Source organism: Mesorhizobium xinjiangense (genome assembly GCF_009749525.1).
In the GTDB taxonomy this organism is placed as follows: Bacteria; Pseudomonadota; Alphaproteobacteria; order Rhizobiales; family Rhizobiaceae; genus Mangrovimarina; species Mangrovimarina xinjiangensis.
The window spans coordinates 1-24451 of record NZ_WOAC01000031.1 but is presented as its reverse complement, the minus strand read 5'-3'; the positions used below and the strand labels follow the sequence as shown (position 1 = coordinate 24451).

The window sequence follows — 24451 nt, the reverse complement described above, 5'->3', positions numbered from 1 at the left end:
ACCTCAATACGCCTTGCCGCGCGCCGAGACCGGCCACAGCGTCTCGACCTTGCCGCCGCGCACGCCGACATACCAGTCGTGCACATTGCAGGTCGGGTCGCAATGGCCGGGCACGAGGCGCAGCTTCTCGTTGATCTTCAGGACACCCTTCGGATCGGAAATGACACCGTGCTCATCCGAGCATTTGATGTATTCCACGTCGTCGCGGCCGAAGACGACGGGCAGGCCGGAATCCACCGACTGCGCCTTCAGCCCGGCGTCGCAGATCGCCTTGTCGGGCTTGGCGTGGCTCATGACGCTCGTCAGGAGGAACAGCGCGTTCTCCCATTCGCCTTGGTCGATGCGCCGGCCGTCCTTGTCCCTGATGCGCCCGTAATCGGCGTCCATGAAGGCGTAGGAACCGCATTGCAGCTCGTTGTAGACGCCCGAGCCGCTCTCGAAATAATAGCTGCCCGTGCCGCCGCCGGAGACCAGCTCGGATTCCAGCCCCTCGGCCTTGAGCGCCGCGACCGCCTCCTTCACCTGGGCGATCGCAGCATCCAGCTTTGCCTTGCGATCCTCGTAGGAGTCCATGTGCTGCATGGCGCCCTGATAGGCCTGGATGCCGGTGAATTTCAGGCCCGGCGCGGCGTCGATCGCCTTGGCGATGGCCACCACGTCCTCCTTGGTCGTGACGCCGCAGCGCCCGGCCCCGCAGTCGATCTCGACGAAGCATTCGATGGTCGTGCCGTGCTTGCCGGCCGCCGCCGACAGGTCGGCGACATTGTCGATGTCGTCGACGCAGACGATTATGCGCGCGCCGTATTTCGGCAGACGGGCAAGGCGGTCGATCTTGGCCGGATCGCGCACCTGGTTGGAAACGAGAATGTCCTTGATGCCGCCGCGGGCGAAGACTTCCGCCTCCGAGACCTTCTGGCAGCACACGCCGATGGCGCCGCCGAGCCGCTCCTGCAGCTTCATGACGTCGACGGATTTGTGCATCTTGCCATGGGCCCGGTGGCGCATGCCATGCGCCCTGGCATAGTCGCCCATCTTCTTGACGTTGCGTTCCAGCGCGTCGAGATCGAGGATCAGGCAGGGCGTCTGGATCTCGCTCTCGTCCATTCCGATGGCGGCGGGGACGTCGTAACCGACTTCGAGCTCGGCAATCTTTTCATGCTTGGTCATGGGTTTTCTCCCCTTAAGCTTTCATCCACGGCAGGCGGTCGAGGTCGACATTGCCGCCGGTGATGATCACGCCGACCTTCTTGCCGGCAAATATTTCCTTGTTCTTCAGCATCGCCGCCAACGGCACGGCGCTCGACGGCTCCATGACGATCTTCATGCGCTGCCAGATAAGCCGCATGGCGTCGACGATCTCGTCTTCCTCGGCCAGCAGGATGTCCTCGACATGGTTGGAGACGAAATGCCAGGTCAGATCCTTGAGCGGCACCTTCAGCCCGTCGGCCACCGTCTGCGGCGCGTCGTCGGCGATGATATGGCCGGCTCTCAGCGAACGGTACGCGTCGTCGGCGTTCTTCGGCTCGCCGGCATAGATCTTCGTCTTCGGCGCGATGGTCGACAGGGTCAGGCAGCAGCCGGAGACCATGCCGCCGCCGCCGATCGGCGCGATGACCGCGTCGAGCTCGCCGAGATCCTCGATCATTTCCTTCGAGCAGGTGGCCTGTCCGGCAATGACGCGCGGGTCGTTATAGGGATGGACGAAGTCGGCACCGGTCTCTTCCTGCACTTTCGCAAAGACGGCCTCGCGCGAGGAGGTCGAGGGCTCGCATTCGACGATCCGGCCGCCATAGCCGATGACGGCGGCCTTCTTGGCCTCGGGCGCCGTCTTCGGCATGACGACGGTGACCGGGATGCCGCGCCGGCCGGCGGCATAGGCGAGCGACAGGGCATGGTTGCCCGAGGAATGGGTCGCGACACCCTTTTGCGCCTTTTCGTCAGACAGGCCGAAGACCGCGTTGGACGCGCCGCGCGCCTTGAAGGCGCCGGCCTTCTGCAGGTTCTCGCATTTGAAGTAGAACTCGGCGCCGACGAGCCCGTTGATATAGGAACTGGTCAGGATCGGCGTGCGGTGAACGTAGGGCGCGATGCGCTCATGTGCCGCCAGCACGTCGTCATAGGTCGGAATGTCCATCCTCGTCCCCTGTCAATCAGGCCGCCACGCACACATCGGAGGCGTTCTCGGCGCAGCGGCTCGTGCGATAGAATTCCTGCGCCGCGGCGACGCCCTCGCCCAGCTTGAGCGGAAAATTGAGATCGGCCATGACCATTTCCGCCGTGGCGATGCCGGCCAGCGCCATGACGTCCGTCATGCTGCCCAGGTGGCCGATACGAAACACCTTGCCCGCGACCTCTCCGAGCCCGACGCCGAAGGCGACGCCGTATTTGTCCGCCGCATGGGTGACGAAACGCGTTCCGTCGAAGCCGTTGGGAACGACGACGGCGCTCACCGTGTCGGAGTAAAGCCGCGACTCGCGCGCGCACAGGCTCAGACCCCAGGCCTCGACCGCCTTGCGCACGCCTTCGGCGATCCGGTAGTGGCGGGCAAAGACATGGGCGAGCCCCTCCTTTTCCAGCATGGCGACCGAGACGCTCAGCCCCCGGATCAGATTGACCGGCGGGGTGTAGGGAAAGCCGCCCGATGCGTTCATCCTTGCCATGTCGCGGAAATCGAAGAAGCAGCGCGGGCAAGTCGCGCTTTCCATCGCCGCCAGCGCCTTCGGGCTGATGCCGAGAATGGCGAGGCCGGGCGGCAGCATGAAGCCCTTCTGCGAGCCGGTGATGGCAATGTCGACGCCCCATTCGTCCATGCGGAAATCCATCGAGGCGATCGAGCTCACCCCGTCGACGAACAGCATCGCCGGGTGCTTCGCCGCGTCGATCGCCCGGCGCACGGCCGCAATGTCGCTTCTCACGCCGGTCGCGGTCTCGTTGTGGCAGACGAGCACGGCCTTGATGGAATGCGTGCGGTCGGCCTTCAGAATCTGCTCGAAGGCGTCGGCCGGCGCGGCCGCACCCCACGGCGCCTCGACGATCTCGACGTCGAGATTGTGGCGCTGGCAGAGATCAATCCAGCGGTGCGAGAACATGCCGTAGCGTCCGGCCAGCACCTTGTCGCCCGGCGACAGCGTGTTGGTGACGGCGGCTTCCCAGGCGCCGGTTCCGGTCGCCGGAAAGATCAGCGTTTCGGCCTCTCGCGTGCGCAGGATGCGCTTGACGCCGTCGAGTGCCGGTTTCAGCATTTCGTGAAAGGACGCCGAGCGATGGTCGATGGAGGGATAGTCGATCGCGCGGCGCAGCTTTTCCGGAATGTTCGTCGGACCGGGGATGAAGATCGGGTTTTGCGTGGACATGGGCGTTCTCCCGCTGCCGTTTGCCAAACGGTCTTTGCTGTGTGCGGTCAATCTACGGCTGGCCGGTCGCGTCGGCAATTTTTTTGAAAAATATTTTCATTTCGATTTTGCGGCGCGTAAGACGCTGACATAAAATGGCAATTTCTTTTTTCGCAGGACAAAATAGTTTTCCAGGACATTGACGGGCGGCCGCGCGAGGCTATGGTTTGCCCGTCAGGAGACAGCCGATGGACCGGAACAATGCGCGTGCCCGCGGCAGGCCGCGATCCTTTCACAACACCGCCGAAAGCACATATATCCAGTCGCTCGACCGGGCGATGGAGGTGCTGAAGGTGGCGGCCGCCGGCAACGGCATGTCGCTGACCGAGATCGCCGAGGCGTCGAGCCAGTCGCCGTCGACCGCCTACCGCATCCTCATCACGCTGCAAAAGCACGGCATGGTCGAGTTCGACGAGGCCGGCCAGCTCTGGCATGTCGGGCTCGAGGCCTTTCGCATCGGCAGCACCTTTCTGGGGCGCACGCGCATCGTGGAACGCAGCCGCGCCGTCATGCAGCGCATCATGGCGGAGACGGGCGAGACGGCAAACCTCGCCATCGTCGACGGCGGCGAGGTGATCTTCGTCAGCCAGGTGGAGACGCACGAGCCGATCCGCGCCTTCTTCAGGCCCGGCACGCGCGGCCCGATCCATGCATCAGGCATCGGCAAGGCGCTGCTGGCCTATTTCGCGCCGGCGCGCATCGACCAGACATTGGGCGAGCGCCCGTTCGACCGCTATACCGAGAGCACCATCGTCGACAGACAGGCCCTCATCGACGAGCTTCGGCGCATCAGACAGCGCGGATGGGCGATCGACAACGAAGAGCGCACGCCGGGCATGCGCTGCATCGCGGCGCCGATCTTCAACCAGTTCGGCGAAGCGATCGCCGGCATCTCGCTGTCGGGGCCCGCGGTGCGCGTAACGCCGGCCCGCGATGCTCAGTTCGGTCGGCTGGTCGCGGCGGCAGCCGAAGAGGTCACCAGTTCCATCGGCGGCGTTGCACCCGCCGGGTGAGGCCGCTTCATCCCCCGGAGATCAGAATGGGATCGTCAAGGCGATCTCGCCCGAGAACACGTCGAGATCGTCCTGCCCGATCCCACTATATTCCGGCTGCTCCGCATGAGGAAGAACTGTAATTCTCTATTGCCGCCGAGACGGGCAAGGTCGCCGCGCTGTGGACATTCCGGGCAGCCGATCGAATCGCCCTTCGCATCAACCTTCTTGCGCCTCGGCGGCGCCGGCAGCGAGAGCGACGGATGTCCCGAAGATGAAAATTCTGCAAGATCGACTGGTTATGCGGTACGAAGAAATTCGTCCTATGCGCATCTGCTCGGCGAGGTGAATTGAATCTCAACAAGACTCTCTACTGACTTTATTTATCGGCCTCATAGCTTCTCATTATTTTTCAGCTTGCTATAGTGCATAAGTGGTGCCTTGCCATTTGATACCAGGTCGTTTCTCAGATGTTTAATTCCAACCATCGATCATAATCAGGAGTTTCCTGCAGATCGCGCCCTATCTGGCCAAGCGGGGCGTATCTTCTATTGAATTCTTCCAGCGTCTTGGCATCTCCCCGAACATTTTTCAGAATCCCGATACTTGGCTGCCGCGCGCTCAGTGCTTTCAGGTCGCCAACGAGATGGCATCGGCAACGCAGGATCCATTTGGTGGGGTCCATGTCGGCCATATGACCGAGCTGCGTTCACTCGGTGTCTGGGGGGAACTGATTATGGAGGCGGCAGATGTAGCTCAAGCCTGCGCACATGCGGCGGCCCACGCCTCCATGCTTCATCAGGGATCCGATGTCCGTTTTTCAATAGAAGGCCGAACTGCGCGTATCCTCTACCGTTTCACGGGCCGGCAGGAAGTGGACCCCCGACAGTTCATATTCGGAAGCCTTGCGGTGCTGCGCAAGGTGCCGCTGATGGCCGGCGAACCATCTGCCATACGCGTGCATCTCAGTGCATCGAGAGGACGAGGCGATGACGCGCTCGAGGAATGTCTGGGTCCAAACATCGAGATGGGAAGAGAGCACGACATGATCGAATTCGATCGCGGCTTGCTCGACATGCCTCTCCAACGAGGAGGTGTGGACGCGGCCTCGAAAGTGACCAAAGCGATCGGAACTGCAGTTGAGACCGCGGGCTTGCTGATCGATCAGCTATCGGATCATCGGCAGCTCAAATTGGGGGCGGTCGCAAGGAAACTCGGGCTGTCGGTTCGGACCCTTCAGCGGCGACTGAAGTTTTGCGGCATTGATTTCGAGGACCTGCTCGATCAGACGCGTCGCGACGAGGCGCTTCGGCTGCTCGCCGAGAGCGGTCACACAATGACGGAGATCGCCTACAGCGTCGGTTACAGCGACCCGGCACATTTTACGCGCGCCTTCAAGCGCTGGACCGGAACGGCCCCGTCGCATTTCCGGGCCGACTCGTAACTCCGGTTATACAAGCAACGCCCAGCAGCGGGCGTGATTTCGGCGAACATGGCACGAAATGGCAAGACCGGTTGATCAAACTCCAATAGTCTTCGTGAACATTTCTTTGGGGGAGCAATAGGGCTCAAGCGGGCACGCACCAATCCATCACATTGGGTTTGGAGGAGATCAGGCTTGCGACTGCTGAATCCCACTTCGCTACTAGCGCGTTTGCTTCAAACCGAAACGTTTGAAGCAATGACATGCGCGCCAGATCAGTATGCTGGAACATGTACCTTTCGCTCAAACGTCACCGTTTGAGCGGGACATGTTCTGACCATGTGTTGAAGGCACCATCAAGGAGTTCCTGCAATGTCACTCTCACGTCGTTCATTCACCGCAAGTGCCGCCAGCCTTCTCGCCGCGGCGTCCCTTCCGTCCGGCGCTATGGCGCAGGCGCAGGACGGCCTGCTTCATGATGTCTTCAAGGGTGGTGAAGATTTCTGGCTGGCGCTTGAAGCCTACGCCTATGCATATCCGCTGGTCACAATGGAGATGACCCGGCGCGTCATGACCAACGTGCCCAAGGTGGAGGGAACCCGCGGCCCGATGGGCCAACTCATCAAGCTGCGGGAATATCCGAGCGCCTCGTTCCGCGACGTGACCGCGCCGCATGCCGACACGCTCTACGCCACGAGCTTCCTTGACGTGAACGACGAGCCCTGGGTCGTCAGCATTCCCGACCTCGACGGCCGCTATGCCCTCTTCCCGATGCTGGATGGCTGGACGTCGGTGTTTGCTGTTCCCGGCAAGCGCACCACGGATACGGGCGCGCAGACCTGGGCGATCACCGGACCCGGCTGGAGCGGGACGCTCCCGGAAGGGATGGTGGAGTACAAGTCACCGACCGGCATCGTCTGGCTGCTCGGGCGCATCTACTGCACCGGCACACCCGAGGACTACGCGGCGGTCCACAAGGTCCAGGACGAGATCAAGCTGATGCCGCTCAGCAAGTGGGGCACCGACTGGACCCCGCCGCCGGGCAAGGTCGACCCGGACATCGACATGAATACGCCGGTACGCGACCAGGTGAACGCGCTCGATACGGACGCCTACTTCTCCCTGTTCTGCGAGCTGATGAAGCGCAACCCGCCGACCGCGGCCGATGCGCCATTCCTGGAGAAGATCGCCCGGATCGGCATCGTGCCGGGACATGACTTCGATGCGTCCAAGCTCGACGCCGCTTTCGCCAAGCGCATCCCGCGGCTCGGCTCCGCCCGCATCATGCTGCACTTCAAGGACAGCGGCGGCGACGTCAAGGACATCAACGGCTGGGGTTTCACGCTGAAGACCGGGCTCTATGGCACCGACTATCTGCAGCGCGCCCTGATCACGGCGATCGGCCTCGGCGCCAACCGCCCACAGGACGCGGTCTATCCCACATCGACCGGGCCGGGCGGTGCCATCGTGAACCGCGCCTACCAAGGCTCGGAACATTACACGCTGACATTCAAGCCGGAGCAGCTCCCGCCGGTGAAGGGGTTCTGGTCGCTGACCATGTACGACAAGGACTACTTCTTCGTCGAGAATCCGCTCAACCGCTATTCGATCAGCCCGCGGCAGGACCTGAAGCACAATCCCGACGGTTCGGTCACGCTCTACCTGCAGCACGAGTCGCCGGGCGCCGACAAGGAATCGAACTGGCTTCCGGCACCGGCCGACAAGTTCATACTGATGCTGCGGCTCTACTGGCCGGACGAGAACAACCCCTCGATCCTCGACGGCTCGTGGGTCATGCCGCAGGTGGTGAAGACGAGCTGAGGCGAAACCGCGGGCCGAGAACGACGAAACGGAGAACTACATCTACGCCATAGCCCTCCTAAATAGAGCCGCAGGCGAATAGCAATACATGGTGTTTGCGGACGGGCAGCTTTCGGACTGGCTTCAATAAACCGGCAATCAGATGTCGCAGAATTCGCCGTTATCGCGCCGACTTTCGCGCCTGATTTTTGCGACGGAAGTTGCCTTTAACTTCAGAGGCTACCGGTTTGTCGCAAATGTCAGGATTTCTGCGACGCCATAAAGCGACAAACAACCCCTTGACTTAGAGCGCGCTCTAACCCCTAGCCTTGGATGCGTCGTGACGAAAGAAGGGCGTTCATGAAGATTGGCGAACTGGCGAAGCGCTCGAGACTGTCGGCCCACACCATCCGTTACTATGAGCGGATCGGGCTGCTTCCTCATGCCGACAGGGATCAATCGGGCCAACGTGACTACGACGCATCAATCCTCATCTGGATAGAATTTCTCGACCGTCTCAAAACGACCGGAATGCCTATTCGGGAGATGCTGCGCTACGCCGCTTTGCGCGAGCATGGCGTTGGCACGGAAGCGGAGCGCAGCGCGTTGCTCGAACAACACCGCGAGCGTGTCCGTGCGCATGTGGCCAAACTGCAAGCCTGCCTTCTCGTCCTCGACACCAAGATTGCCGGATATGCCGGCGAGGAACAGAGGATGAAAGAATATGACGCATCAATCCCCGAACGCAGGCGAAAGCCGGCTGGAACGCGGCGAGCGGGCGCTCGCTGAAATCGACGGCGAAGCCGGCCACAATGTCATTACCGCTCTGGCGGACATTGCCCCCGACTTCGCAAACTACGTGTTCGAGTTCGCGTTTGGCGACATTTACAGCCGCCCCGGCCTCGATCTGCGCGCCCGCGAGATCGCGACCATCGCGGCGCTGACGGCGATGGGAACCGCGGCCCCGCAATTGAAGGTCCATATTGAGGCCGGGCTGAACGTCGGGCTGACCAAGGACGAGATCACCGAGATCATCATGCAGATGGCCGTCTATGCCGGCTTTCCTGCGGCGCTCAACGGGCTGTTCGCGGCCAAGGAGGTCTTCGCCGCCCGCTTCCCTGTCCAGCAGGAGCAAGCGGCATGATGAACACGCTTCGCTCTTTGACCGCCGCCGGCGCTCTCGCTCTCGCTGTGGTTCCTGCCTTCCCGATCATCGGGCCGACTTCCGCATATGCGAACCCGGCCACGCCAGAAAAATTATGGGACGGTTTCAGCTCGCCGGTCGGCATGGCGTTCGACGCTGCGGGCAATCTGTTCGTGGCGGAATGGGGTGCGGGTCGCGTCTCGCGCATCGACCCTGCCGGGAATCGCACCACCTTCGCGGATGGAATTTCCGGCCCTTCCGGGCTGACGATCGGCCCTGATGGCACGATCTACGTCGCCTCTTATTCCCGCGATGAAGTCTATCGCTTCACCCCGGCCGGCGAGCGCAGCGTACATGTGACCGGCCTTGCGACACCAGCCGGCTTGAGCTTCGACAGGACCGGCCGATTGCTGATCGCCAACCGCCGCACCAACCAGATTCTCACTGTGACCGGGAGCGGCGGTCTGGAACCCGTCATTGACGGCTTGCGAACGCCGGTCGGAGCGGTCCAGACACCGGACAACGGCTATGTTGTTTCCAACATCGGCGGTGGGGTCACGCTTCTGCGTCCGGACGGTTCGCGCATCGAGGCCGGCGAAGCGTTCGGCACGCCTGGCCCTGGCGTGGCGACGACGAAGGACGGCCGCGTGTTCGTGGTGGATTATGGCGGAACAACAGTGCGGGAAGTCCTGCCGGACGGCCAGTCCCGGGCCGTTGCGGATGGACTGCGAAGCCCGGTCGGCTTGGTGGTCGCCCCTGACGAAGCATCCTTGCTCACCGCCGCATGGGGCGATGGAGCGATCTATCGGATTCCGCTTCCAAAATAGAAGGCAGTTGTCGCGAAAATCCGGATTAAAACGACACTTCTGCGCCTGACTACTGCGAAGGTTATGGTCCATGACGACGGCCACCTGCAAGGGCCGTACGCCGCCTTTGTTGCGCTGAAACAGTTGGTAACCCCGACCAAGATATATCGGGCTGCAGCGTAGAATCGACGGTTTGCTATGCCGCTTGGTGGGCGTGCCGCGGTCGGTGACAGTATCGCGCCGTGGAGGGCAATCGGCGGCGTTTGGCGGAGGGGATGGGCCTCACATCCAACCTTCTCCACCTCTTTCGAGCTTTCCGCCGTTCGGCTTCGGATCTGTATTTCCCTTTTTCTAAAATGGTTTACCCAAAGTCGGCTTTGAACCGGTCGCTCTGGTGCATCCGCTCGTGCAGGATGGTGACGATGCCGATGTCGCCATTGCCGAGCCGTCTCCAGTACACGAAATGCCGCTCGTAGCGGAAGAAGTATCCCTCTACTCCGAACTCGGCCGGCACAGGCCTCGACATCACTCCGCGGCTTTCGATCTTCTCGAAGGCGTCGAACAGCCCGGTGATGTATGCCTCGGCCTGCGCTTCGCCCCACTGGTCGCGGGTGTAGCGGTAGATCTCGTCGAGACGCACCGAGGCCGCTTCCTGGACCCGGATCGCCATGGGCTCAGGCCCGCCGGTTTCGAGCGATCACCTCGGCGGCGGTCATGGGCGTGTAGCTCTCCTCGGGCGCAGCGAACGCCCGGTTCAGTTCCGCCTTCAGGCGATCGAAGGCTTCACGCTCCGCACGCTCCTTGTCGCGGCGGATCAGGTCGCGGATGTACTCACTGACGTTCTCATAGGCGCCGCCCTCGCCAACGTGCGTCGCGACGAACTCGCTGAGAGCGCCGCTCACGCGTACGGTCATCGTTGTGGTGCGCGGCATGGCGGCCGTCCTCCTTCTTCTGTATTCAAGATAACCAAAAACGAACGCAGGACAAGAGGTCGCCCGGACCCCGGAGGTAGCGCACGCTCCTAATCGTCGTCCTTGATCCACCGCTCCGCCAGCGCCAGGAGCACCAACACGATGGCGTCGGAATGCCGTGCGAGTAAGATCAGGTGCTCGCCGCTCGGCCCGCGCTCACCCGCGAACCAGTATTTCACGGTTCTCTCGCTGGCTCCCGTCCACCGCATCGCGGTCTTGATCGCCCGATGAGTCGAGCCGAGCTCCGTATGCAAAGCCAAGGCTATCGCACCACGATAATCGCCCGGAATGCCGTTCAGGTGCAAAAGTGTGCCCATCTTCGGCACAACTGTGCCCATCTTCACCCGCATCTCCATGTTTCTCTCCGTTAAATCTTTGGAGAGCCATGAAAACGGGAGAATCTACTTTGCGCCCGAGACGACCCCCCGACCTCGTCTGGCTAAGCAGGTCTCTATTGGACGGTGACGACCATGTTTTTCGAATCTGCGCCCCGCGCCACCCAACGGTTGCAACGGCTGAATGGCAGGCTGGGAAAGGACCTGCCCTTATCGGAGATCGCCTTTTCTAACGCTCGAGTGTCCCCTGTGTCCGACGATATTGCCGAGTATCCCGCACAGCGGTGCTGGCGTCGTTGGCGGTGATGGGGAGATGCACGTTTGAGAGGCGGCCGGGCGAACAGCGAGGACGGTAGCGCGGCGGCAGAACAGGACGTTCCGGCAGTCGCCTATGTCCGGATGTCGACCGATCACCAGAAATACTCGACCGAGAACCAGCTCGACGTTCTCCGCAGCTATGCCGCCGCCCGCGGCCTGCAGATCCTGCGCGTGTTCGAGGACTCAGGGCGTTCCGGGCTGCGGCTCGACGGCCGCGAGGCATTGCAGAACCTGATGGCCGAGGTCCAATCCGGCCAAGCCGACTTCAAGGCAATCCTCGTCTATGACGTCAGCCGGTGGGGCCGGTTTCAGGATGCCGACGAAGGCGCCTATCACGAGCACGTCTGTTCCCGCGCCGGCATTCGGGTCCATTACTGCGGCGAGCAGTTCGAGAACGACGGCAGCATCGGCTCGAACCTTTTGAAGACAGTCAAGCGGGTGATGGCTGGTGAATACAGCCGCGAACTCTCGGTGAAGGTCTTCGCCGGGCAATGCCGCCTCGTGGAGCTTGGCTATCGTCAGGGCGGCGCGGCCGGATACGGGCTGCGGCGGGTGCTGATCGACGAGCACGGCAACTCGAAGGGCGAACTGTCGCGCGGCGAGCAGAAGAGCCTGCAGACCGACCGCGTGATCCTGGTCCCCGGCCCCAAGGAGGAACAGAGGGTCGTCCAGCGCATGTACGAGATGTTCGTGAACGAGGGGCGGCCCGAGCGGGAGATCGCGGAGGCCCTGAACGCCGGAGGATACCGCACCGATCTCGACCGGCTGTGGACCCGGGCAACCGTGCATCAGGTGCTGACGAATGAAAAATACATCGGGAACAATGTTTTCGCGAAGGTGTCGTTCAAGCTGAAGCAGCGCCGCGTGGTGAACCCGCGCGAGATGTGGATCCGGGCCGAAGGCGCCTATCCGGCCATCGTCGATCAGGCGCTGTTCCGGCGCGCGCGGGAGATCGTCGATGCGCGCAGCCGCCACTTCTCGGACGGGGAACTGCTCGACGCCCTGCGCGCTCCTCAAGCGTCAGGGCATGCTGTCGGGGCTGATCATCGACGAGGAAGACGATCTGCCGTCCTCCAGCGCCTATCGCAGCCGCTTCGGCAGCCTGCTGCGCGCCTACCGTTTGATCGGCTACGAGCCGGACCGCGACTACAGCTACATCGAGGTCAACCGGGCCCTGCGGCAGGCCCAGGCGCGCCCAGCGAAGCCCGCGAGGCTGGCCACGCCCGGCAGGAGCCAGAGCGCAGATGTCCCGCCCCGCCACCAGGCCCAGACGGCGAAGCAGCCGGCAATTTCGGCCAGCGCGGCCAGCGGGTAGATCACCGCGGTCGGCACGTCAGGCGCCGGTCTCGTGGTCGGAGAGGCAGGCGGAGTGATCGCGGAGGACTTCGAGTACCCGGCAGTCGGAGACGGTGTCGCGGCTGCATTCCCTGAGCATGCGCTTCAGTTCCGCACGCAGAGCCTCCAGCCGGGCGATCCGCGCCTCCACCTCCTTGAGCTGGCGATGCGCGATGCGATCCACGTCCGCACAGGGGCGGCCCGGATTGTCGGACAGATCGAGCAACTCGCGGATCGCTTCCAGCGTGAAGCCAAGCTGGCGCGCGTGCCGGATGAAGGCGAGACGGTCGAGATCCTCTTCGTCGTAGCGGCGCTGCCCGCCTTCCGTCCGCCCCGGCTCGGGCAACAGCCCGATCTGCTCGTAGTAGCGGATGGTCTGCACCTTCGTGCCGGTGCGCTTGGCGAGCGTGCCGATGGCGAGCATGGAAGGTCTCCTGATAGCTACAGCCTGTGTAGGTTTTTCTCCGATGGCGAACAAGGTTTCACGAGGACGAAGCTCTCGCACAAGAACGACGAGCGGGGCTTGAACCTACAGTTGCTGTAGGTCGTATATCGAGAGCCGATCGGGAATCACGACGGAGAACGACCATGGCGGACTCGAGCCCAGGACAACGCGAATGGCGCGTGACGGGCATGGATTGCGGGTCCTGCGCCGCCAAGGTGCGCGGTGCGGTCGAGCGACTGCCCGGCGTGGCGGATGTCGATGTCGCACTGATGGCTGAGCGGCTGCGCTTGACGCTGGACGAAAGCCAGACATCTCCCGATACCGTCGAGAAAGCCGTGCGCGGCGTCGGGTTCGGCATCGCGCCCAAGGGGGCACGACCAGAGAAGCCCAAGGGTGGCTTCGTCCTGCCCGACGGTGCGTTTCCCACGGCAGCGGAAGCCCCGGACCCCGAGGGCGGTCCAGCGGAAGACCCTGAAGGACCGCAGGAGGCCCCGGCACCGTCCTGGCATCAGTCAGCGAAGGGGCGGCTCGTGATCGTCACAGGAGCCCTTTTGGCGGCAGCCTGGGCATCGCGCATCGCGTTCCCCGCGGACATCGCCCATTGGGCCTTCATTCTCGCCACGCTGCTCGGGCTCGTCCCCGTGGCGCGGCGCGCGTTCGCCATGACGCGGGCAAGGATGCCCTTCACGATCGAGATGCTGATGACCATCGCCGCCGGCGGCGCGCTCGTGATCGGCGCGGCGGAAGAGGCCGCACTCGTCGTCTTTCTCTTCGCGGTCGGTGAACTGCTGGAGGGAGTCGCGGCCGGCAAGGCGCGCGACAGCATCCGCGCGCTCTCGAAGCTCGTGCCGAAGACGGCGCGGCTCGAAGTGGGCGGACGCACGCGGGAGGTCCCGGCCGGCCGACTTCAGGTCGGCCAGGTGGTTCAGGTCCGCCCTGGCGACCGCGTGCCCTGCGACGGCGAGGTGATCGAGGGCACCTCGGGCGTCGACGAGAGTCCGGTGACCGGCGAGAGCGTCCCGAGCCTCAAGGAGCCTGGCGCGGAGGTCTTTGCCGGGTCGATCAACGCGGAGGCGCTGCTGCGCGTGCGGGTCACGAAGGCGGCAGAGGACAACACCATCGCCCGCATCGTCCGACTCGTGGAAGAGGCCGAGAGCGCCCGCGCCCCGACCGAACGCTTCATCGACCGCTTCAGCCGGGTCTACATGCCCGCCGTAGTGGGGGCCGCACTCCTAGTGGCGGTCGTCCCGCCGCTGGCCTTCGGACAGGCGTGGGTCGACTGGGTCTACCGGGCGCTGGCGCTGCTGCTGATCGGCTGCCCCTGCGCGCTGGTGATCTCGGTCCCGGCCTCAATTACTTCGGCGCTTTCCACCGGGGCGCGAAACGGCCTGCTCATGAAGGGCGGCGCGGTGATCGAGGCGGCGGCGCGGACCACCCATGTCGCCTTCGACAAGACCGGAACGCTGACGCATGGCAAGCCGCGGGTGACGGACGTGACGGTGCTGCGCGGGAGCGAGGATGACCTCATGGCCGTCGCCGCCGGCGTCGAGAGCGGCGCGAGCCATCCGCTGGCCCTCGCGATCTCGGCCGAGGCCGATCGGCGGGGCGTCCCCGCGGCTTCGGCCACCGGCGGCCGCGCGCTGCCCGGCAAGGGCACGGAGGCTTCGATCGACGGCGCGACCGTGTGCGTGGGTTCGCCGCGGCTGGCGGACGAGCGCGGCGCGCTCGACGACGACCTTCGGCGTCGCGTGGCGACGATGGAAGCCGAGGGCAAGACTGTGGTGATCGTGCTCCGCGAGAACGTGCCCCTGGGGCTGATCGCGCTCAGGGACGAGCCGCGGGCAGACGCGGCCGTCGCCGTCGCGCAACTCCGCACGCTCGGCATCTCCTCGGTCATGCTGACCGGGGACAATCCACGCACCGCCCAGGCGATCGCCGGGGGGCTCGGGATCGACCATCGCGCCGAACTCATGCCGGAAGACAAGGTCGCCGCGATCCGGGGCCTGACGTCCGAGGCCCGGGTGATGATGATCGGCGACGGGATCAACGACGCTCCTGCGCTCGCCGCCGCCCATGTCGGCGTCGCCATGGGCTCGGGCACTGACGTGGCGCTCGAGACGGCCGACGCAGCGATCCTGCGCAACCGGGTGACGGACGTGGCGGGCAAGATCCGGCTCGCCCGCGCGACCATGAGCAATATCCGCCAGAACATCGCGATCGCGCTGGGGCTAAAGGCGGTCTTCCTCGTGACCACCGTGCTGGGGATCACCGGCCTCTGGATCGCGATCCTCGCCGATACCGGCGCCACCGTGCTCGTCACTTTGAACGCGCTGCGGCTCCTGTTCTACCGGCCTTCCGAACCTTCCGAACCTTCCGAGACGACAGGACAAGCCGGGCAAGACACGGCGGAGTCGCGCTCCTTGCATGCAAACGCGACCACCTGAAAGGACATACCGATGACCCTCACCAGACGTGCCATGATGGCCTTCACCGCAAGCTTCGCCGCATCCCTCCCTGCGCTGGGTATGGCGGAGGGCACATCCGCGATCCACGTCCTGAAGAATCCGAATTGCGGCTGCTGCGAGGCTTGGGTGCGTATCCTGCAGGCCGAAGGGTTCGAGGTGACCACCGAGACCAGCTTCGGTACGCTCCTGATCCGCCACAAGCTCGACAACGGCATCCCGCAGCAGATGATCTCCTGCCACACCGGCGAAATCGATGGCTACTTCATCGAAGGCCACGTGCCGCCGGAGGACATCCGCAAACTGCTGTCCGAACGCCCCGATGCCGTCGGCCTTGCCGTGCCCGGAATGCCCTACGGCTCGCCCGGCATGGGGCCGGAGGAAAGCCGCGAGGCTTACGACGTGTTCCTCATCTGGCGCGACGGCAGCACCGAGGTGTTCACCAGCTACGAGGCCGCCTGACACGACGTGGTGCCGGTGAGGCCCGGGCGCAAGCGAAGATCATCGGCTACCGCATGCCCGCGCCTGCTCCCGCATCACAGCGTAGTTGCTCAGCATCTCCGCGATCGCCGTTCCCTCCGGCAGCAGGGCCAGCTCCTTGGCCGCCTGCGCCTGGAACTCGCGGCTGTACTCGACGACGGGCGGACACGCTCCGAGCATGACCCCGTCAGAATTCACCGTCGCGCAGCCGCTCAGCAAGCTCGTTGCGATCGCGAGGGAGGCGAGCCGCCGCTTCCAGCATCTGGCGTTGGACATCATTGGCCTTCTCCTGGGTTTCAAGGCGTTCGGCGAGGCGGCCGTCATTCTGCTTTGCCAGCTCTTTGAGCATGGTCAGCCGGGCATCGGCCGTGAGGTAGTCGCCAAACTCCATGTCAGCCTTTCTCCTTGAGCAGGTACTCCTCGATGCGCCTGACGGCGCGCGACACACCGCCATTGCTTTCGGCCAGGCGGCCGACCTCTCCCGCGAGGTTGGCGAGTTGCAGCTTCAGCTCCGAAATGTCTTCCTTGCTCGGCACGTGACGCATCTCCGTTTCGATCTCCTGGATGCGCCTGTCATGGTCGATGAGCTTCTGCGTGCTCTTCTCGAGCTCGGCCGCATTGCGCTTCGAGCTGGCCGTCAGGAAGGTGTAGATGGCCGTTGCGATCGAAATCACTGCAGCGATCGGTCCGGCCCAAATGCGAAGCTCATCCATCAGCCGGCTCTTCCAAAAAGACGATTGCGGTGTTCCTCGCATCTGGCGCAGTCGACGCACCGGCTGGCGGACGGCAGGGCGATGCGGCGGGCAACGTCGATCGGGGTGCCGCATTCCACGCATTCGATGCTGCCAGTGCCGGCAAGCTTCGAACGCGCTGCCAAGATGCCGGCCTCGCGTTCCTGTTCGGCACGCAGGTCGGCAAGTTCGAAGGCCGCTTTTCCGAGCTTCACGGCCGATGCCCTCGCAATACTCTGACCGCGTCGATCGCGGACTGGCCGAGCGTCTTGACGGTATGACCGCCCATGTAGAGTGAGATGAACCAGGTGGTGAGCGTCAGGAGCACCGCGTAGTCGACAAGCTCGATCGCCATCCCGCCGGCATTTACAGCGGGACCGATGATGATGCGCCAGATCCAGAAGAAGGCGAGCAGATACATCCAACCCCAGCGCCAGGCGCTTTGCCAGAAGCCCTCCCTAGTCTCGGCCTCAAGCAGCGCGAACTGGCCGTCGAGACCCTTGGCCCACAGCGCGATGATCTCGGGCATGACCGCCTCGACATCGCGCACGGCGTTTTCCAGTTCCTTGTGCTCGGCCTGGGGAAGGTCGGCCGGCGGAACGCCGACACGCTTGGAGACCTCCTCGACCACGGTCTCGGCAAGCTCGCCGCCGGCCGATCCGAAGCGGTCGCCGAGGACCGTGCCGACGAGCTCGGCGCCAACCTTGGCGGCGATGCCGCCGAGGATTGCTGTAAGGGCCGCCATTTCAGAAGCTCCTCAGCCAACGAGCCAGGCCGGGCGCGAGGGACTGAATGCGCGCGGCGACAACGTCGCGATAGTGAAAGGCCATCCAGATCCCGTAGGCGGCGACCAGGGCGAGCACGATGGGGCCGGCCCATGACGCGATCGCGTCCGCGGCAAAGTCCGTGAGATCGGAGACCGGCACGTGATCTGGCGCGACGACTTCGCCGGCGCCCGTCAGTGCGCCGCCGCCGAGGCCGCCGGCTACGGCACCCTTGGTCTTGCTTCTAGCGTCAAGCTCGCGCTGTAGCGTCGACAGGGTGGCGCGGCCGATCAGCCCGTCGACGGTCAGATCGTGATCGCGCTGGAAGCCTGTCACCGCGTCCAGGCGAACGACGCCAGCCTTCGGGCCTGGATCATATCCAAGCTTGGCCAGGCCGGCACTGATCGCCTCGATCTCGTCGGCCGACAGTGAAATGACAATGCCGGCGTGGGCCACGTTGGGCTTTTGCGGATTGCTGGCGATCTTCAGATTGGCCGGCCACCGGTCATGGCGGATGACATCGAACTCTTCGCGCCGCCGCCGCTGGAGTCCCGGCAGCACCTTGCCGCCACCCTTCACCCAGGCATTGAGCCCGGACTGGACCTTCTTCCAGTCGCCCGCGATCCAAGCCTTAACCCAGCTGGCGCGGCCGATGGCGCCGGTGTTGAAGTGGAAGGATACGCCGCCGTCGAACTCGTGCTGTTTGGCGCGCGGCATCTCAGCTGCAACGCGCGGCTCATAGTTGCGCCGCAGCGCCTTGGCCAACAGCTCGGATGCTTCCGCGCGCGTGATCGTCATGCCTGCCTTCGGCACGACAACGCCACTGGCGGCCGTCAAACCGACGCCGATCGTCCAGATACCAGCCGGACAGCGATAGGCTTTCAGCACCACCCCTTCATGGGCTTCGAGAAAGGCGATTCCCTTGGGACTGGTCTGCATTGCGGCCTCCGGCTCATCGAACGGTGATTGAAGTCCGTTCGAATGTGCCAGCCGCGGCGACAGTCTGACGCCCTGACAGAGTCAGGGAGTGAAGGCCTTGAAGCATGAAAGCAATCGGATGGTTATCGTCGAGTACTGCCACATCGCTGCCCGAGTGGACGGCTATTCAATTTGCGAACTTGATCAGGATGAAGCGCTGAAACCGAACCGCCATATTCACAGCGATAGCGAAGCATTCTCATACAATGTTGATTTCCGAAGAATTATGGCCAACACGTATCTTATTGGAGAAAGTGTTGCGCAAGAAGTTCGTAGGTTGGGTCGAGAATTGCAGCCTAAAGACACGGTGAAAGCCGTAGCCCAAGTAGAGACAATCGATCTCCTTAATCGGGCAGCCCGGATGTCCAACTTCGTGTTCCCAGGTGAGCGAAAGAAGCACATGCCGAAGTTTCAATTCGACGGCGAGACCCTAAGGTTGGAGCGATCTGGAGGGGAAGCAATCGGAGCAATTTCGACAGCCAAGTCCAGCGCCAGAACGACGGGTGACGGGTATACTAAGGCCTGTTGAGATTCAGGATTCCACCCGCGGCTTGAACATGATTCAAGCTTCGGATGGAACGATTCGTACTGACGGACGCCCAGTGGGCGAAGATGGAGCCGCATTGTCTGGGTAAGCCGATCGACCCTGGACGCAGCGGAGGCGACAACCGGCGCTTCATCGAAGCGGTCCTGGCCGAATTTCAGCCCCGCCGAGATCGCCTGCCGCGGCACCGGCAAGCTGCTGATCAACGAACCGGCGCTCGACAGGCTGCAGGCGCTGCGCGACCGGCTGAGCAAGCCGCTGATCGTCCGCTCCGCCTACCGCAGCCCCGAGCACAACCGTGCCGTCGGAGGCGCGACCCGGTCGAAGCACCTCGACGGCGCCGCCTTCGACATCGCCATGGCCAACCACGATCCCGTGGCCTTCGAGGCGGCGGCGCGCGAGGTCGGGTTCCTCGGATTCGGCTTCTACCCGCGATCGGGGTTCATCCATGTCGATCTCGGCCCCGCTCGTCAGTGGGGCGAGCGTTTTCCGGTTCGGTCGACGGCATTTGCGGCCGAGACGCCGCCCGCACGCGAAGTGCTGGCCGACAGTCGCACGATGAAGGGGGGCGGCGCGGCCGGTGTGGCGACGCTGGGTGCCGCGGGTGTCGAGGTGGCGCAGAGCGTCCTGGCTGAGACCCAGTCTGCCATCCTGCCGCTGGTGCCGTACCTCGATACGCTCCGCTGGGTGTTCATCGCCTTGGCGCTCGGCGGTATCGCGGTCACGATCTACGCGCGGCTCGACGATTGGAAACGGGGGCGGCGGTGATCCCCGAGCATCTCGATCCATTGGCAGACGGTGTGCTCATGCTCCACCAGGCGCAATGGCTGGAGGACCAGAGCGATCTCAAGATCTGCGAGAAAGGCCGCCGCACCGGCATCACGTTTGCCGAGGCCCTCGACGACACGCTGATTGCGGCGGCGAAGCGCTCGGCCGGCGGCGACAACGTCTTCTATATCGGCGACACCAAGGACAAGGGCCGGGAATTCATCGGCTACGTGAAGCACTTCGCCCAGGTCGTGGCCAAGGAGCTGGTGGCGATCGAGGAGTTCATGTTCGAGGACCGGCGCGCGGACGGCACGACCGGCTTCATTGCTGCCTTCCGTGTCCAGTTCGCCTCCGGCTTCCGCGTCGAGGCCTTGTCGAGCCGGCCGGACAACATCCGCGGCCTGCAGGGCGTGGTCGTCATCGACGAGGCGGCCTTCCATAAGGATGTCCGTCTCGTTCTCGACGCGGTCAACGCTTTGCTGATCTGGGGCGGCAAGATCAGGATCATCTCCACCCACAATGGCGTCCTCAACGCCTTCAACGAGCTGATCCGCGAAGTCAGGGCGACGGGCGAGCCGCCCTATACGATCCACCACATTCCCTTCTCCAAGGCCGTCGAGAACGGGCTCTTCCGCCGCGTCTGCCTGATCAAGGGGACGCAATGGTCGGCCGAGGACGAGGCTGAATGGGAGCGCAAGATCCGTGCCTCCTACGGCGCCCGCAAGGCCAAGATGCGCCAGGAGCTCGACGCCATTCCCACCGAGGCGGAGGGCGCAGCGCTCACACGTGTGCAGATCGAGGCCTGCATGAAGGTCGGCATTCCGATCGTCAGATGGGCTTGCGACGACGATTTCAAGAACGCGCCCGAGGATATGCGCACGGCCGCCGCACGTGACTTCTGCGAGCGTGAGCTGCGGCCGCTCCTGGAGGCGCTGGACGCGCGCCGGGCGCATGTCTTCGGCGAGGACTTCGCGCGCTCTGGCGATGCCACGGTCATCCTGCCGCTCGAGATCGGCCGCGACCTGGTGCGCCGCGCCTGTTTCGTCCTGGAGCTGCGCAACGTTCCCTTCGACCAGCAGCGCGAGATCCTCTTCTATGTGGTCGACCGTCTGCCGCGGCTGACCGGCGGTGCACTCGATGCAACCGGCAACGGCGCCTATCTCGCCGAGAAAGCCGCCCAGCGCTACGGCGCCACCGTGGTCGATCCGCGACGCCGCCCGCACGCTGGCCACGGCCGTAGGCAATGCCGGCGCCGGACGGGCCAGCGTTGGCGGTGCGATCGCCGGCGCGCGAACCGGCGCCCTTCATGGAGGCACGGACTGATGACGCCGCTGCTTGCCCTTGGCCCCCATGTCTTCGAGATCGCGCCGCTGAACTTCCAGGAGATCGAGCGGCAGACGGAAGCGCATTGGCCGGCCATTGCCCGTTTCGGCAACAGGCCCGGCCGCCAGTTCACCGGCTATGGCGAGGATATGATCCGCATCTACGGCCTGCTCTATCCCGACGAGCTCGGCGGCCGTGAGGAGTTCGAGGCGATCCGCACCACCCAGGCCGCGGCCAGGCCGGTGCTCATGATTGGCTGGTCGGTGAGCTCCTCGACCAAGGCCAAGGTCTTCGGCCGCGTCGTCATCCTTCGGGTGAGCGACCGGCAGTCGAGCATCAACCGCTCCGGCTACGGCCGGCGCCTGGAGTTCGATATCGAGGTCGCGCCCTTCCATGGGGACGGCAAGCCGGTGGGCTTCTTCTTATGAGTGGTGCCCGCGTCATCCCCGCCGGGCGTCTGACCGTGCCGCTGGAAGACATGATGGTAGACCAGGTCTGCTTTGAATATGCGCTGGCGCATCTCGGCGACCGCACGCTTGCCGGCAAGCTCAAGGGCTATGTCGAGGCGACGCTCACCGCCAATCCGGGTCTTGCCGAGCTGGGCGTCATCCTGCCGCGCGGCACGGTCATCGACATGCCCGAATATGTCATCGCCAGCGAGACGGCGAGCGTGAGGCTGTGGGACTGATGGACCGTTCGAGACCCTTTATCGAAGTCAGCGTCGAGGGCCGCAGCGTCGCCGACGCCTTCTATTCGCGCCTCGTCTCCGCAACGATCCACGACCAGCCCGGCCAGGACGCCGACACCTGCGAGCTGGAGTTCGACGATGCCGCCACCGCGATCGCGGTACCGGCGATGGGGGCGAAGATCGCGGTGCGCTTCGGTTTCCGGAACGCTGGCGCCTGGAAGATGGGCGTCTTCGTCTTCGAGCGCGCAGACTATCGCTTCGGCAGCCAGGGCGAGTTCCTGGTCCTGTCCTGCCGCTCGGCCGATATGCGCTCCGACCTGAAGGAACCGCTCTCGGAGCATTTTGACGACACGACGATCGGCGCCGTAGTGCACGAGCTGGCCGCGCGCCACGGCTATGAGGCCAAGGTCAGCCCGGAGCTCTCCTCGATTGCGCTCGGCTATGTCGCGCGCACCGAGCAATCCACCGCCGACTTCCTGACCAGGCTTGCCGATCGCAGCGCGGCGCAGTTCTCGGTCAAGGGCGGCAAGTTCCTTTTTCTGAAGCGCGGCGTCCTGCCGGCCGTCACGATCGACAAGCGCGACTGCGAAAGCGGCGATTTCTCGATCGAGCCGCGTCCGCGCTACGCCAAGGTCGAGGCAGGGTGGTACGACCGCGGCCGCAACCATATCCTTTACGAGACGTCCGAAACGGGCCTCGAAGGGCCTGTGAAGCGCCTTCGCACCGTCTTTGCCGGCGCGGCTGAAGCCCGCCAGGCCGCGCTTGCCGAAGGCAACCGCCTCGGCCGGGCGACCGGCTCCGGTTCGATCACGCTCGCCGGCCGGCCGGAGATCATGGCCGATCAGCCCGTCCTCATCACCGGCATGCGGCAGGAAGCCAACGGCCTGTGGCGCGCCGCCAGCGTCGAGCACCGCTACGATCGCTCCTATATGACCACGATCGAGCTCGAGGCGCCCGAGGAGGGACGCGCGCCGTGACGGACACGACGAAGCACCGTGCCGCGATCCGCATCGAGCATGATGAAATGCGCGGGCTCTTGTCCGTCGAGCATGACGGAACGATCGGCTGGGATGAGCTGCAGGCGATCAAGAACACCTGGTGGGGACCAGAGACCGCCGCGATCGAGGTCTATCCGCCCGACAGACATGTCGTGAACAGCCTGCCCATGCGCCATCTCTGGCGGCTCGGGCCGAACGACTTCTGGCCGGACCTGACCGGATGCAAGCCGCACGGCGCGCTCAGCCTCAAGGAGCGTGACCTGATGGCCAGGATGCAGGTCGGGCTCTTCGGCGCCGAGGATGGCGCGGCTCAGCGCTCGTCTTCGGACAGCAGCTTTGCGAAGTCCTCCAGCGGCAGCGCCGCTACCAACACGGCGTCGACTTGCGGGAGATAGGATTGCCACATCTCCTTTCCCTCAAATCGCGTGTTCTCCGGATGCCCATCCATCCGGCAGAGCGCTCTTGCGGCTCTTTCTCGGGCTGTTTGGCGGCGAGCTCGTCCCATGGCGTGACGATATCCCGAGGCCAGCAATGTTCAAGCTCGAAGTTGGTTCGGAGCCCATTCAGGGAGGCGCCACCGGGATAGGAAGACGGCCGGGTCGTTTCCCGGCAGCGGGGTGTTGCCAAACTGAACCCGCCCGACAGCCACTCAGAATAACCGTCGCGCCCCCTTGCTCTTTCGAGCCGGCGGAATGTGACTGATTCCCTCACGAGACGATATGGACAATTCCGAACTGACCCCGGTCGCGCCTGTGCGCCCCGTCGCCGGCTATATTGGCGGCAAGCGGCTGCTTTCCCGCCGGCTTTGCGAGCGCATTGCGGCGACGCCGCATTCGATCTATGCCGAACCTTTCGTCGGCATGGGCGGGGTGTTCTTCCGCCGCACGGCCGCGCCCAGATCCGAGGTGATCAACGACCGCAACGGCGAGGTCGTGAACCTCTTCCGCATCCTGCAGCGCCACTATCCGCAGTTCATGGACACGCTGCGCTTCCAGATCACCTCGCGACGCGAGTTCGAGCGGTTGAAGGCGAGCGATCCGACGACGCTGACCGACCTGGAGCGCGCCGGCCGCTTCCTCTACCTCCAGCGGCTCGCCTTCGGCGGCAAGGTGGCGGGGCGCAATTTCGGGGTCGATCCGCAGTCAGCCGCCGGCTTCAATCTGACCCGACTCGCCCCGATGCTCGAGGACGTCCACGAGCGGCTTTCGGGCGTCGTCATCGAGAACCTCGACTGGTCGGCGTTCCTGACCCGCTACGACCGGGCCGAGACGCTCTTCTATCTCGATCCGCCCTATCACGGCTCCGAGGGCGACTACGGCCGCGAGCTGTTCGACCGCGGCCAGTTCGAGCAGATGGCCGAGCGCCTAGCCGACCTGAAGGGGGGCTTCATCCTGTCGATCAATGACGTGCCGGAGATCCGCCGCATCTTCTCAGGCTTCGCGATGGAGGAGGTGGGCCTCACCTATACGGTGATGAAGGGTAAGAGCCAGCCGGCTCGGGAGTTGATCATAACGGGGCCTTGAAAGGCCCTTCAAAACACCATTCGAGGAAAACTGCGCTGCTCTAAAAATCAGCGTCAAAAATCCAAAAGTCAGCGGCGCGCTACAACCGTTCCAAAAGCCGCTGACAAATTTCCAAAACCGCGCGACCGGCTACAACGGACCCGCTGTCCTTCCCGAGAGAAGGGTGACAGTTCATTCCGGAGACATGGGTAACACTTCTTGGCCTTTGCGAGGAGAGCAAAGGTGCCTTGG

28 protein-coding genes and 3 pseudogenes are annotated in these 24451 nt (G+C 64.1%); 17 read left to right on the top strand and 14 right to left on the bottom strand.

The annotated features are described in order from the left end of the window. Nucleotides 1-3 precede the first annotated feature (3 nt). From bhcC to bhcA, 3 genes are read right to left on the bottom strand one after another with little or no spacing between them, the layout of a single operon-like run. A complete protein-coding gene (gene bhcC / locus GM909_RS23385) occupies nt 4-1167 on the bottom strand; it encodes a 3-hydroxy-D-aspartate aldolase BhcC (protein ID WP_157019670.1) in 1164 nt (387 codons plus the stop codon). A gap of 13 nt (nt 1168-1180) precedes the next feature. After that, a complete protein-coding gene (gene bhcB / locus GM909_RS23380) occupies nt 1181-2134 on the bottom strand; it encodes a beta-hydroxyaspartate dehydratase BhcB (protein WP_157019667.1) in 954 nt (317 codons plus the stop codon). 16 nt (nt 2135-2150) lie between these two features. Beyond that, entirely contained in the window at nt 2151-3353 is a 1203-nt protein-coding gene (bhcA, locus tag GM909_RS23375; protein ID WP_157019664.1) for an L-aspartate--glyoxylate aminotransferase BhcA, read from the bottom strand. Between the two features lie 227 nt (nt 3354-3580). Here bhcA and bhcR point away from each other — a divergent pair, with 227 nt between their 5' ends. From bhcR to GM909_RS23345, 6 genes are all read left to right on the top strand, one after another. Next, nucleotides 3581-4405 carry an HTH-type transcriptional regulator BhcR gene (gene bhcR, locus GM909_RS23370; RefSeq protein WP_157019661.1) on the top strand — a complete coding sequence of 275 codons (825 nt, stop codon included), beginning with the start codon at nt 3581-3583 and terminating at the stop codon, nt 4403-4405. 469 nt (nt 4406-4874) lie between these two features. Then, nucleotides 4875-5828, top strand: coding sequence for a helix-turn-helix domain-containing protein (locus GM909_RS23365; RefSeq protein WP_157019658.1), 954 nt, complete (start codon nt 4875-4877; stop codon nt 5826-5828). A 351-nt stretch (nt 5829-6179) separates the two neighbouring features. After that, nucleotides 6180-7628, top strand: coding sequence for a DUF1254 domain-containing protein (locus GM909_RS23360; protein WP_157019655.1), 1449 nt, complete (start codon nt 6180-6182; stop codon nt 7626-7628). A 339-nt stretch (nt 7629-7967) separates the two neighbouring features. After that, a complete protein-coding gene (locus GM909_RS23355) occupies nt 7968-8396 on the top strand; it encodes a MerR family transcriptional regulator (RefSeq protein ID WP_157019653.1) in 429 nt (142 codons plus the stop codon). After that, nucleotides 8332-8751 carry a carboxymuconolactone decarboxylase family protein gene (locus tag GM909_RS23350; RefSeq protein WP_157019650.1) on the top strand — a complete coding sequence of 140 codons (420 nt, stop codon included), beginning with the start codon at nt 8332-8334 and terminating at the stop codon, nt 8749-8751. Before GM909_RS23355 ends, GM909_RS23350 begins: the two co-directional genes overlap by 65 nt. Continuing rightward, on the top strand, nt 8748-9578 hold the full coding sequence (locus GM909_RS23345) for an NHL repeat-containing protein (RefSeq protein WP_157019647.1): 831 nt from the start codon (nt 8748-8750) through the stop codon (nt 9576-9578). The genes GM909_RS23350 and GM909_RS23345 overlap by 4 nt, the downstream gene beginning before the upstream one ends. Before the next feature lie 340 nt (nt 9579-9918). On the opposite strand, the gene GM909_RS23340 is transcribed toward GM909_RS23345, so the two are convergent. From GM909_RS23340 to GM909_RS23330, 3 genes are all read right to left on the bottom strand, one after another. Then, the gene (locus tag GM909_RS23340; RefSeq protein ID WP_157019644.1) at nt 9919-10227 is read right to left on the bottom strand and encodes a type II toxin-antitoxin system RelE/ParE family toxin; all 309 of its coding nucleotides are present in this window, start codon (nt 10225-10227) and stop codon (nt 9919-9921) included. 4 nt (nt 10228-10231) lie between these two features. Continuing rightward, a complete protein-coding gene (locus tag GM909_RS23335; RefSeq protein WP_157019642.1) occupies nt 10232-10489 on the bottom strand; it encodes a ribbon-helix-helix domain-containing protein in 258 nt (85 codons plus the stop codon). An 89-nt stretch (nt 10490-10578) separates the two neighbouring features. Continuing rightward, the gene (locus GM909_RS23330; RefSeq protein ID WP_157019640.1) at nt 10579-10884 is read right to left on the bottom strand and encodes a P-loop NTPase family protein; all 306 of its coding nucleotides are present in this window, start codon (nt 10882-10884) and stop codon (nt 10579-10581) included. A gap of 378 nt (nt 10885-11262) precedes the next feature. Here GM909_RS23330 and GM909_RS23325 point away from each other — a divergent pair. After that, a pseudogene (locus tag GM909_RS23325) lies at nt 11263-12084 on the top strand (recombinase family protein); the annotation flags it as partial. 294 nt (nt 12085-12378) lie between these two features. Here GM909_RS23325 and GM909_RS26155 read toward each other — a convergent pair. Further along, a pseudogene (locus GM909_RS26155) lies at nt 12379-12513 on the bottom strand (YnfA family protein); the annotation flags it as partial. 1 nt (nt 12514) lies between these two features. Beyond that, nucleotides 12515-12940 carry a MerR family transcriptional regulator gene (locus GM909_RS23315; protein WP_157019636.1) on the bottom strand — a complete coding sequence of 142 codons (426 nt, stop codon included), beginning with the start codon at nt 12938-12940 and terminating at the stop codon, nt 12515-12517. Nucleotides 12941-13104: 164 nt separating this feature from the next. Here GM909_RS23315 and GM909_RS23310 point away from each other — a divergent pair, with 164 nt between their 5' ends. Further along, a complete protein-coding gene (locus tag GM909_RS23310; RefSeq protein WP_157019634.1) occupies nt 13105-15405 on the top strand; it encodes a heavy metal translocating P-type ATPase in 2301 nt (766 codons plus the stop codon). 12 nt (nt 15406-15417) lie between these two features. Continuing rightward, nucleotides 15418-15885 (top strand): DUF411 domain-containing protein, encoded by a 468-nt coding sequence (locus GM909_RS23305; RefSeq protein ID WP_157019632.1) that lies wholly within the window; start codon nt 15418-15420, stop codon nt 15883-15885. Nucleotides 15886-15924: 39 nt separating this feature from the next. Here the strand turns inward: GM909_RS23305 and GM909_RS23300 are convergent, their stop codons facing one another. The 6 genes from GM909_RS23300 to GM909_RS23275 are packed head-to-tail and all read right to left on the bottom strand — an operon-like array spanning nt 15925 to nt 18337. Beyond that, a complete protein-coding gene (locus GM909_RS23300; protein ID WP_198174375.1) occupies nt 15925-16083 on the bottom strand; it encodes a hypothetical protein in 159 nt (52 codons plus the stop codon). Between the two features lie 7 nt (nt 16084-16090). Continuing rightward, on the bottom strand, nt 16091-16294 hold the full coding sequence (locus tag GM909_RS23295) for a hypothetical protein (protein WP_157019630.1): 204 nt from the start codon (nt 16292-16294) through the stop codon (nt 16091-16093). Between the two features lies 1 nt (nt 16295). Beyond that, nucleotides 16296-16616: a DUF2730 family protein gene (locus tag GM909_RS23290; protein ID WP_198174374.1), complete on the bottom strand. Its 321-nt coding sequence runs from the start codon at nt 16614-16616 to the stop codon at nt 16296-16298. Continuing rightward, the gene (locus GM909_RS23285) at nt 16616-16849 is read right to left on the bottom strand and encodes a TraR/DksA C4-type zinc finger protein (protein ID WP_157019626.1); all 234 of its coding nucleotides are present in this window, start codon (nt 16847-16849) and stop codon (nt 16616-16618) included. Before GM909_RS23285 ends, GM909_RS23290 begins: the two co-directional genes overlap by 1 nt. After that, nucleotides 16846-17379, bottom strand: a complete 534-nt coding sequence (locus GM909_RS23280; RefSeq protein WP_157019624.1) for a hypothetical protein — start codon at nt 17377-17379, stop codon at nt 16846-16848. The genes GM909_RS23285 and GM909_RS23280 overlap by 4 nt, the downstream gene beginning before the upstream one ends. A gap of 1 nt (nt 17380) precedes the next feature. Then, a complete protein-coding gene (locus GM909_RS23275) occupies nt 17381-18337 on the bottom strand; it encodes a glycoside hydrolase family protein (protein WP_157019622.1) in 957 nt (318 codons plus the stop codon). 97 nt (nt 18338-18434) lie between these two features. On the opposite strand from GM909_RS23275, the gene GM909_RS23270 reads away from it, so the two are divergent. From GM909_RS23270 to GM909_RS23240, 8 genes and pseudogenes are all read left to right on the top strand, one after another. Continuing rightward, a complete protein-coding gene (locus GM909_RS23270) occupies nt 18435-18905 on the top strand; it encodes a hypothetical protein (protein ID WP_157019620.1) in 471 nt (156 codons plus the stop codon). 93 nt (nt 18906-18998) lie between these two features. Beyond that, nucleotides 18999-19688, top strand: a complete 690-nt coding sequence (locus GM909_RS23265; RefSeq protein ID WP_198174377.1) for a YcbK family protein — start codon at nt 18999-19001, stop codon at nt 19686-19688. Next, a pseudogene (locus GM909_RS23260) lies at nt 19667-20887 on the top strand (hypothetical protein); the annotation flags it as partial. The gene GM909_RS23265 and the pseudogene GM909_RS23260, both read left to right, overlap by 22 nt. Nucleotides 20888-21010: 123 nt before the next feature. Next, a complete protein-coding gene (locus GM909_RS25875; RefSeq protein WP_235912042.1) occupies nt 21011-21439 on the top strand; it encodes a phage tail protein in 429 nt (142 codons plus the stop codon). Continuing rightward, entirely contained in the window at nt 21436-21699 is a 264-nt protein-coding gene (locus GM909_RS23255; protein WP_157019614.1) for a tail protein X, read from the top strand. The genes GM909_RS25875 and GM909_RS23255 overlap by 4 nt, the downstream gene beginning before the upstream one ends. Then, nucleotides 21699-22676, top strand: coding sequence for a phage late control D family protein (locus GM909_RS23250; protein WP_157019612.1), 978 nt, complete (start codon nt 21699-21701; stop codon nt 22674-22676). Before GM909_RS23255 ends, GM909_RS23250 begins: the two co-directional genes overlap by 1 nt. Further along, on the top strand, nt 22673-23092 hold the full coding sequence (locus tag GM909_RS23245; protein WP_198174373.1) for a DUF7694 domain-containing protein: 420 nt from the start codon (nt 22673-22675) through the stop codon (nt 23090-23092). The genes GM909_RS23250 and GM909_RS23245 overlap by 4 nt, the downstream gene beginning before the upstream one ends. 324 nt (nt 23093-23416) lie before the next feature. Continuing rightward, a complete protein-coding gene (locus GM909_RS23240) occupies nt 23417-24220 on the top strand; it encodes a DNA adenine methylase (protein ID WP_157019610.1) in 804 nt (267 codons plus the stop codon). Nucleotides 24221-24451 lie beyond the last annotated feature (231 nt).

Bases quoted from the DNA above. Each gene is read 5' to 3' on its own strand.
- GM909_RS23300 (WP_198174375.1), bottom strand. From the start codon at position 16,083: ATGCTCGGAGCGTGTCCGCCCGTCGTCGAGTACAGCCGCGAGTTCCAG.
- GM909_RS23305 (WP_157019632.1), top strand. From the start codon at position 15,418: ATGACCCTCACCAGACGTGCCATGATGGCCTTCACCGCAAGCTTCGCC.
- GM909_RS23360 (WP_157019655.1), top strand. From the start codon at position 6,180: ATGTCACTCTCACGTCGTTCATTCACCGCAAGTGCCGCCAGCCTTCTC.
- GM909_RS23250 (WP_157019612.1), top strand. From the start codon at position 21,699: ATGGACCGTTCGAGACCCTTTATCGAAGTCAGCGTCGAGGGCCGCAGC.
- bhcA (WP_157019664.1), bottom strand. From the start codon at position 3,353: ATGTCCACGCAAAACCCGATCTTCATCCCCGGTCCGACGAACATTCCG.
- GM909_RS23355 (WP_157019653.1), top strand. From the start codon at position 7,968: ATGAAGATTGGCGAACTGGCGAAGCGCTCGAGACTGTCGGCCCACACC.
- GM909_RS23350 (WP_157019650.1), top strand. From the start codon at position 8,332: ATGACGCATCAATCCCCGAACGCAGGCGAAAGCCGGCTGGAACGCGGC.
- GM909_RS23315 (WP_157019636.1), bottom strand. From the start codon at position 12,940: ATGCTCGCCATCGGCACGCTCGCCAAGCGCACCGGCACGAAGGTGCAG.
- bhcB (WP_157019667.1), bottom strand. From the start codon at position 2,134: ATGGACATTCCGACCTATGACGACGTGCTGGCGGCACATGAGCGCATC.
- GM909_RS23335 (WP_157019642.1), bottom strand. From the start codon at position 10,489: ATGCCGCGCACCACAACGATGACCGTACGCGTGAGCGGCGCTCTCAGC.
- GM909_RS23295 (WP_157019630.1), bottom strand. From the start codon at position 16,294: ATGGAGTTTGGCGACTACCTCACGGCCGATGCCCGGCTGACCATGCTC.
- GM909_RS23290 (WP_198174374.1), bottom strand. From the start codon at position 16,616: ATGGATGAGCTTCGCATTTGGGCCGGACCGATCGCTGCAGTGATTTCG.
- GM909_RS23240 (WP_157019610.1), top strand. From the start codon at position 23,417: ATGGACAATTCCGAACTGACCCCGGTCGCGCCTGTGCGCCCCGTCGCC.
- bhcC (WP_157019670.1), bottom strand. From the start codon at position 1,167: ATGACCAAGCATGAAAAGATTGCCGAGCTCGAAGTCGGTTACGACGTC.
- GM909_RS23275 (WP_157019622.1), bottom strand. From the start codon at position 18,337: ATGCAGACCAGTCCCAAGGGAATCGCCTTTCTCGAAGCCCATGAAGGG.
- GM909_RS23280 (WP_157019624.1), bottom strand. From the start codon at position 17,379: ATGGCGGCCCTTACAGCAATCCTCGGCGGCATCGCCGCCAAGGTTGGC.
- bhcR (WP_157019661.1), top strand. From the start codon at position 3,581: ATGGACCGGAACAATGCGCGTGCCCGCGGCAGGCCGCGATCCTTTCAC.
- GM909_RS25875 (WP_235912042.1), top strand. From the start codon at position 21,011: ATGACGCCGCTGCTTGCCCTTGGCCCCCATGTCTTCGAGATCGCGCCG.
- GM909_RS23255 (WP_157019614.1), top strand. From the start codon at position 21,436: ATGAGTGGTGCCCGCGTCATCCCCGCCGGGCGTCTGACCGTGCCGCTG.
- GM909_RS23345 (WP_157019647.1), top strand. From the start codon at position 8,748: ATGATGAACACGCTTCGCTCTTTGACCGCCGCCGGCGCTCTCGCTCTC.
- GM909_RS23330 (WP_157019640.1), bottom strand. From the start codon at position 10,884: ATGGAGATGCGGGTGAAGATGGGCACAGTTGTGCCGAAGATGGGCACA.
- GM909_RS23310 (WP_157019634.1), top strand. From the start codon at position 13,105: ATGGCGGACTCGAGCCCAGGACAACGCGAATGGCGCGTGACGGGCATG.
- GM909_RS23340 (WP_157019644.1), bottom strand. From the start codon at position 10,227: ATGGCGATCCGGGTCCAGGAAGCGGCCTCGGTGCGTCTCGACGAGATC.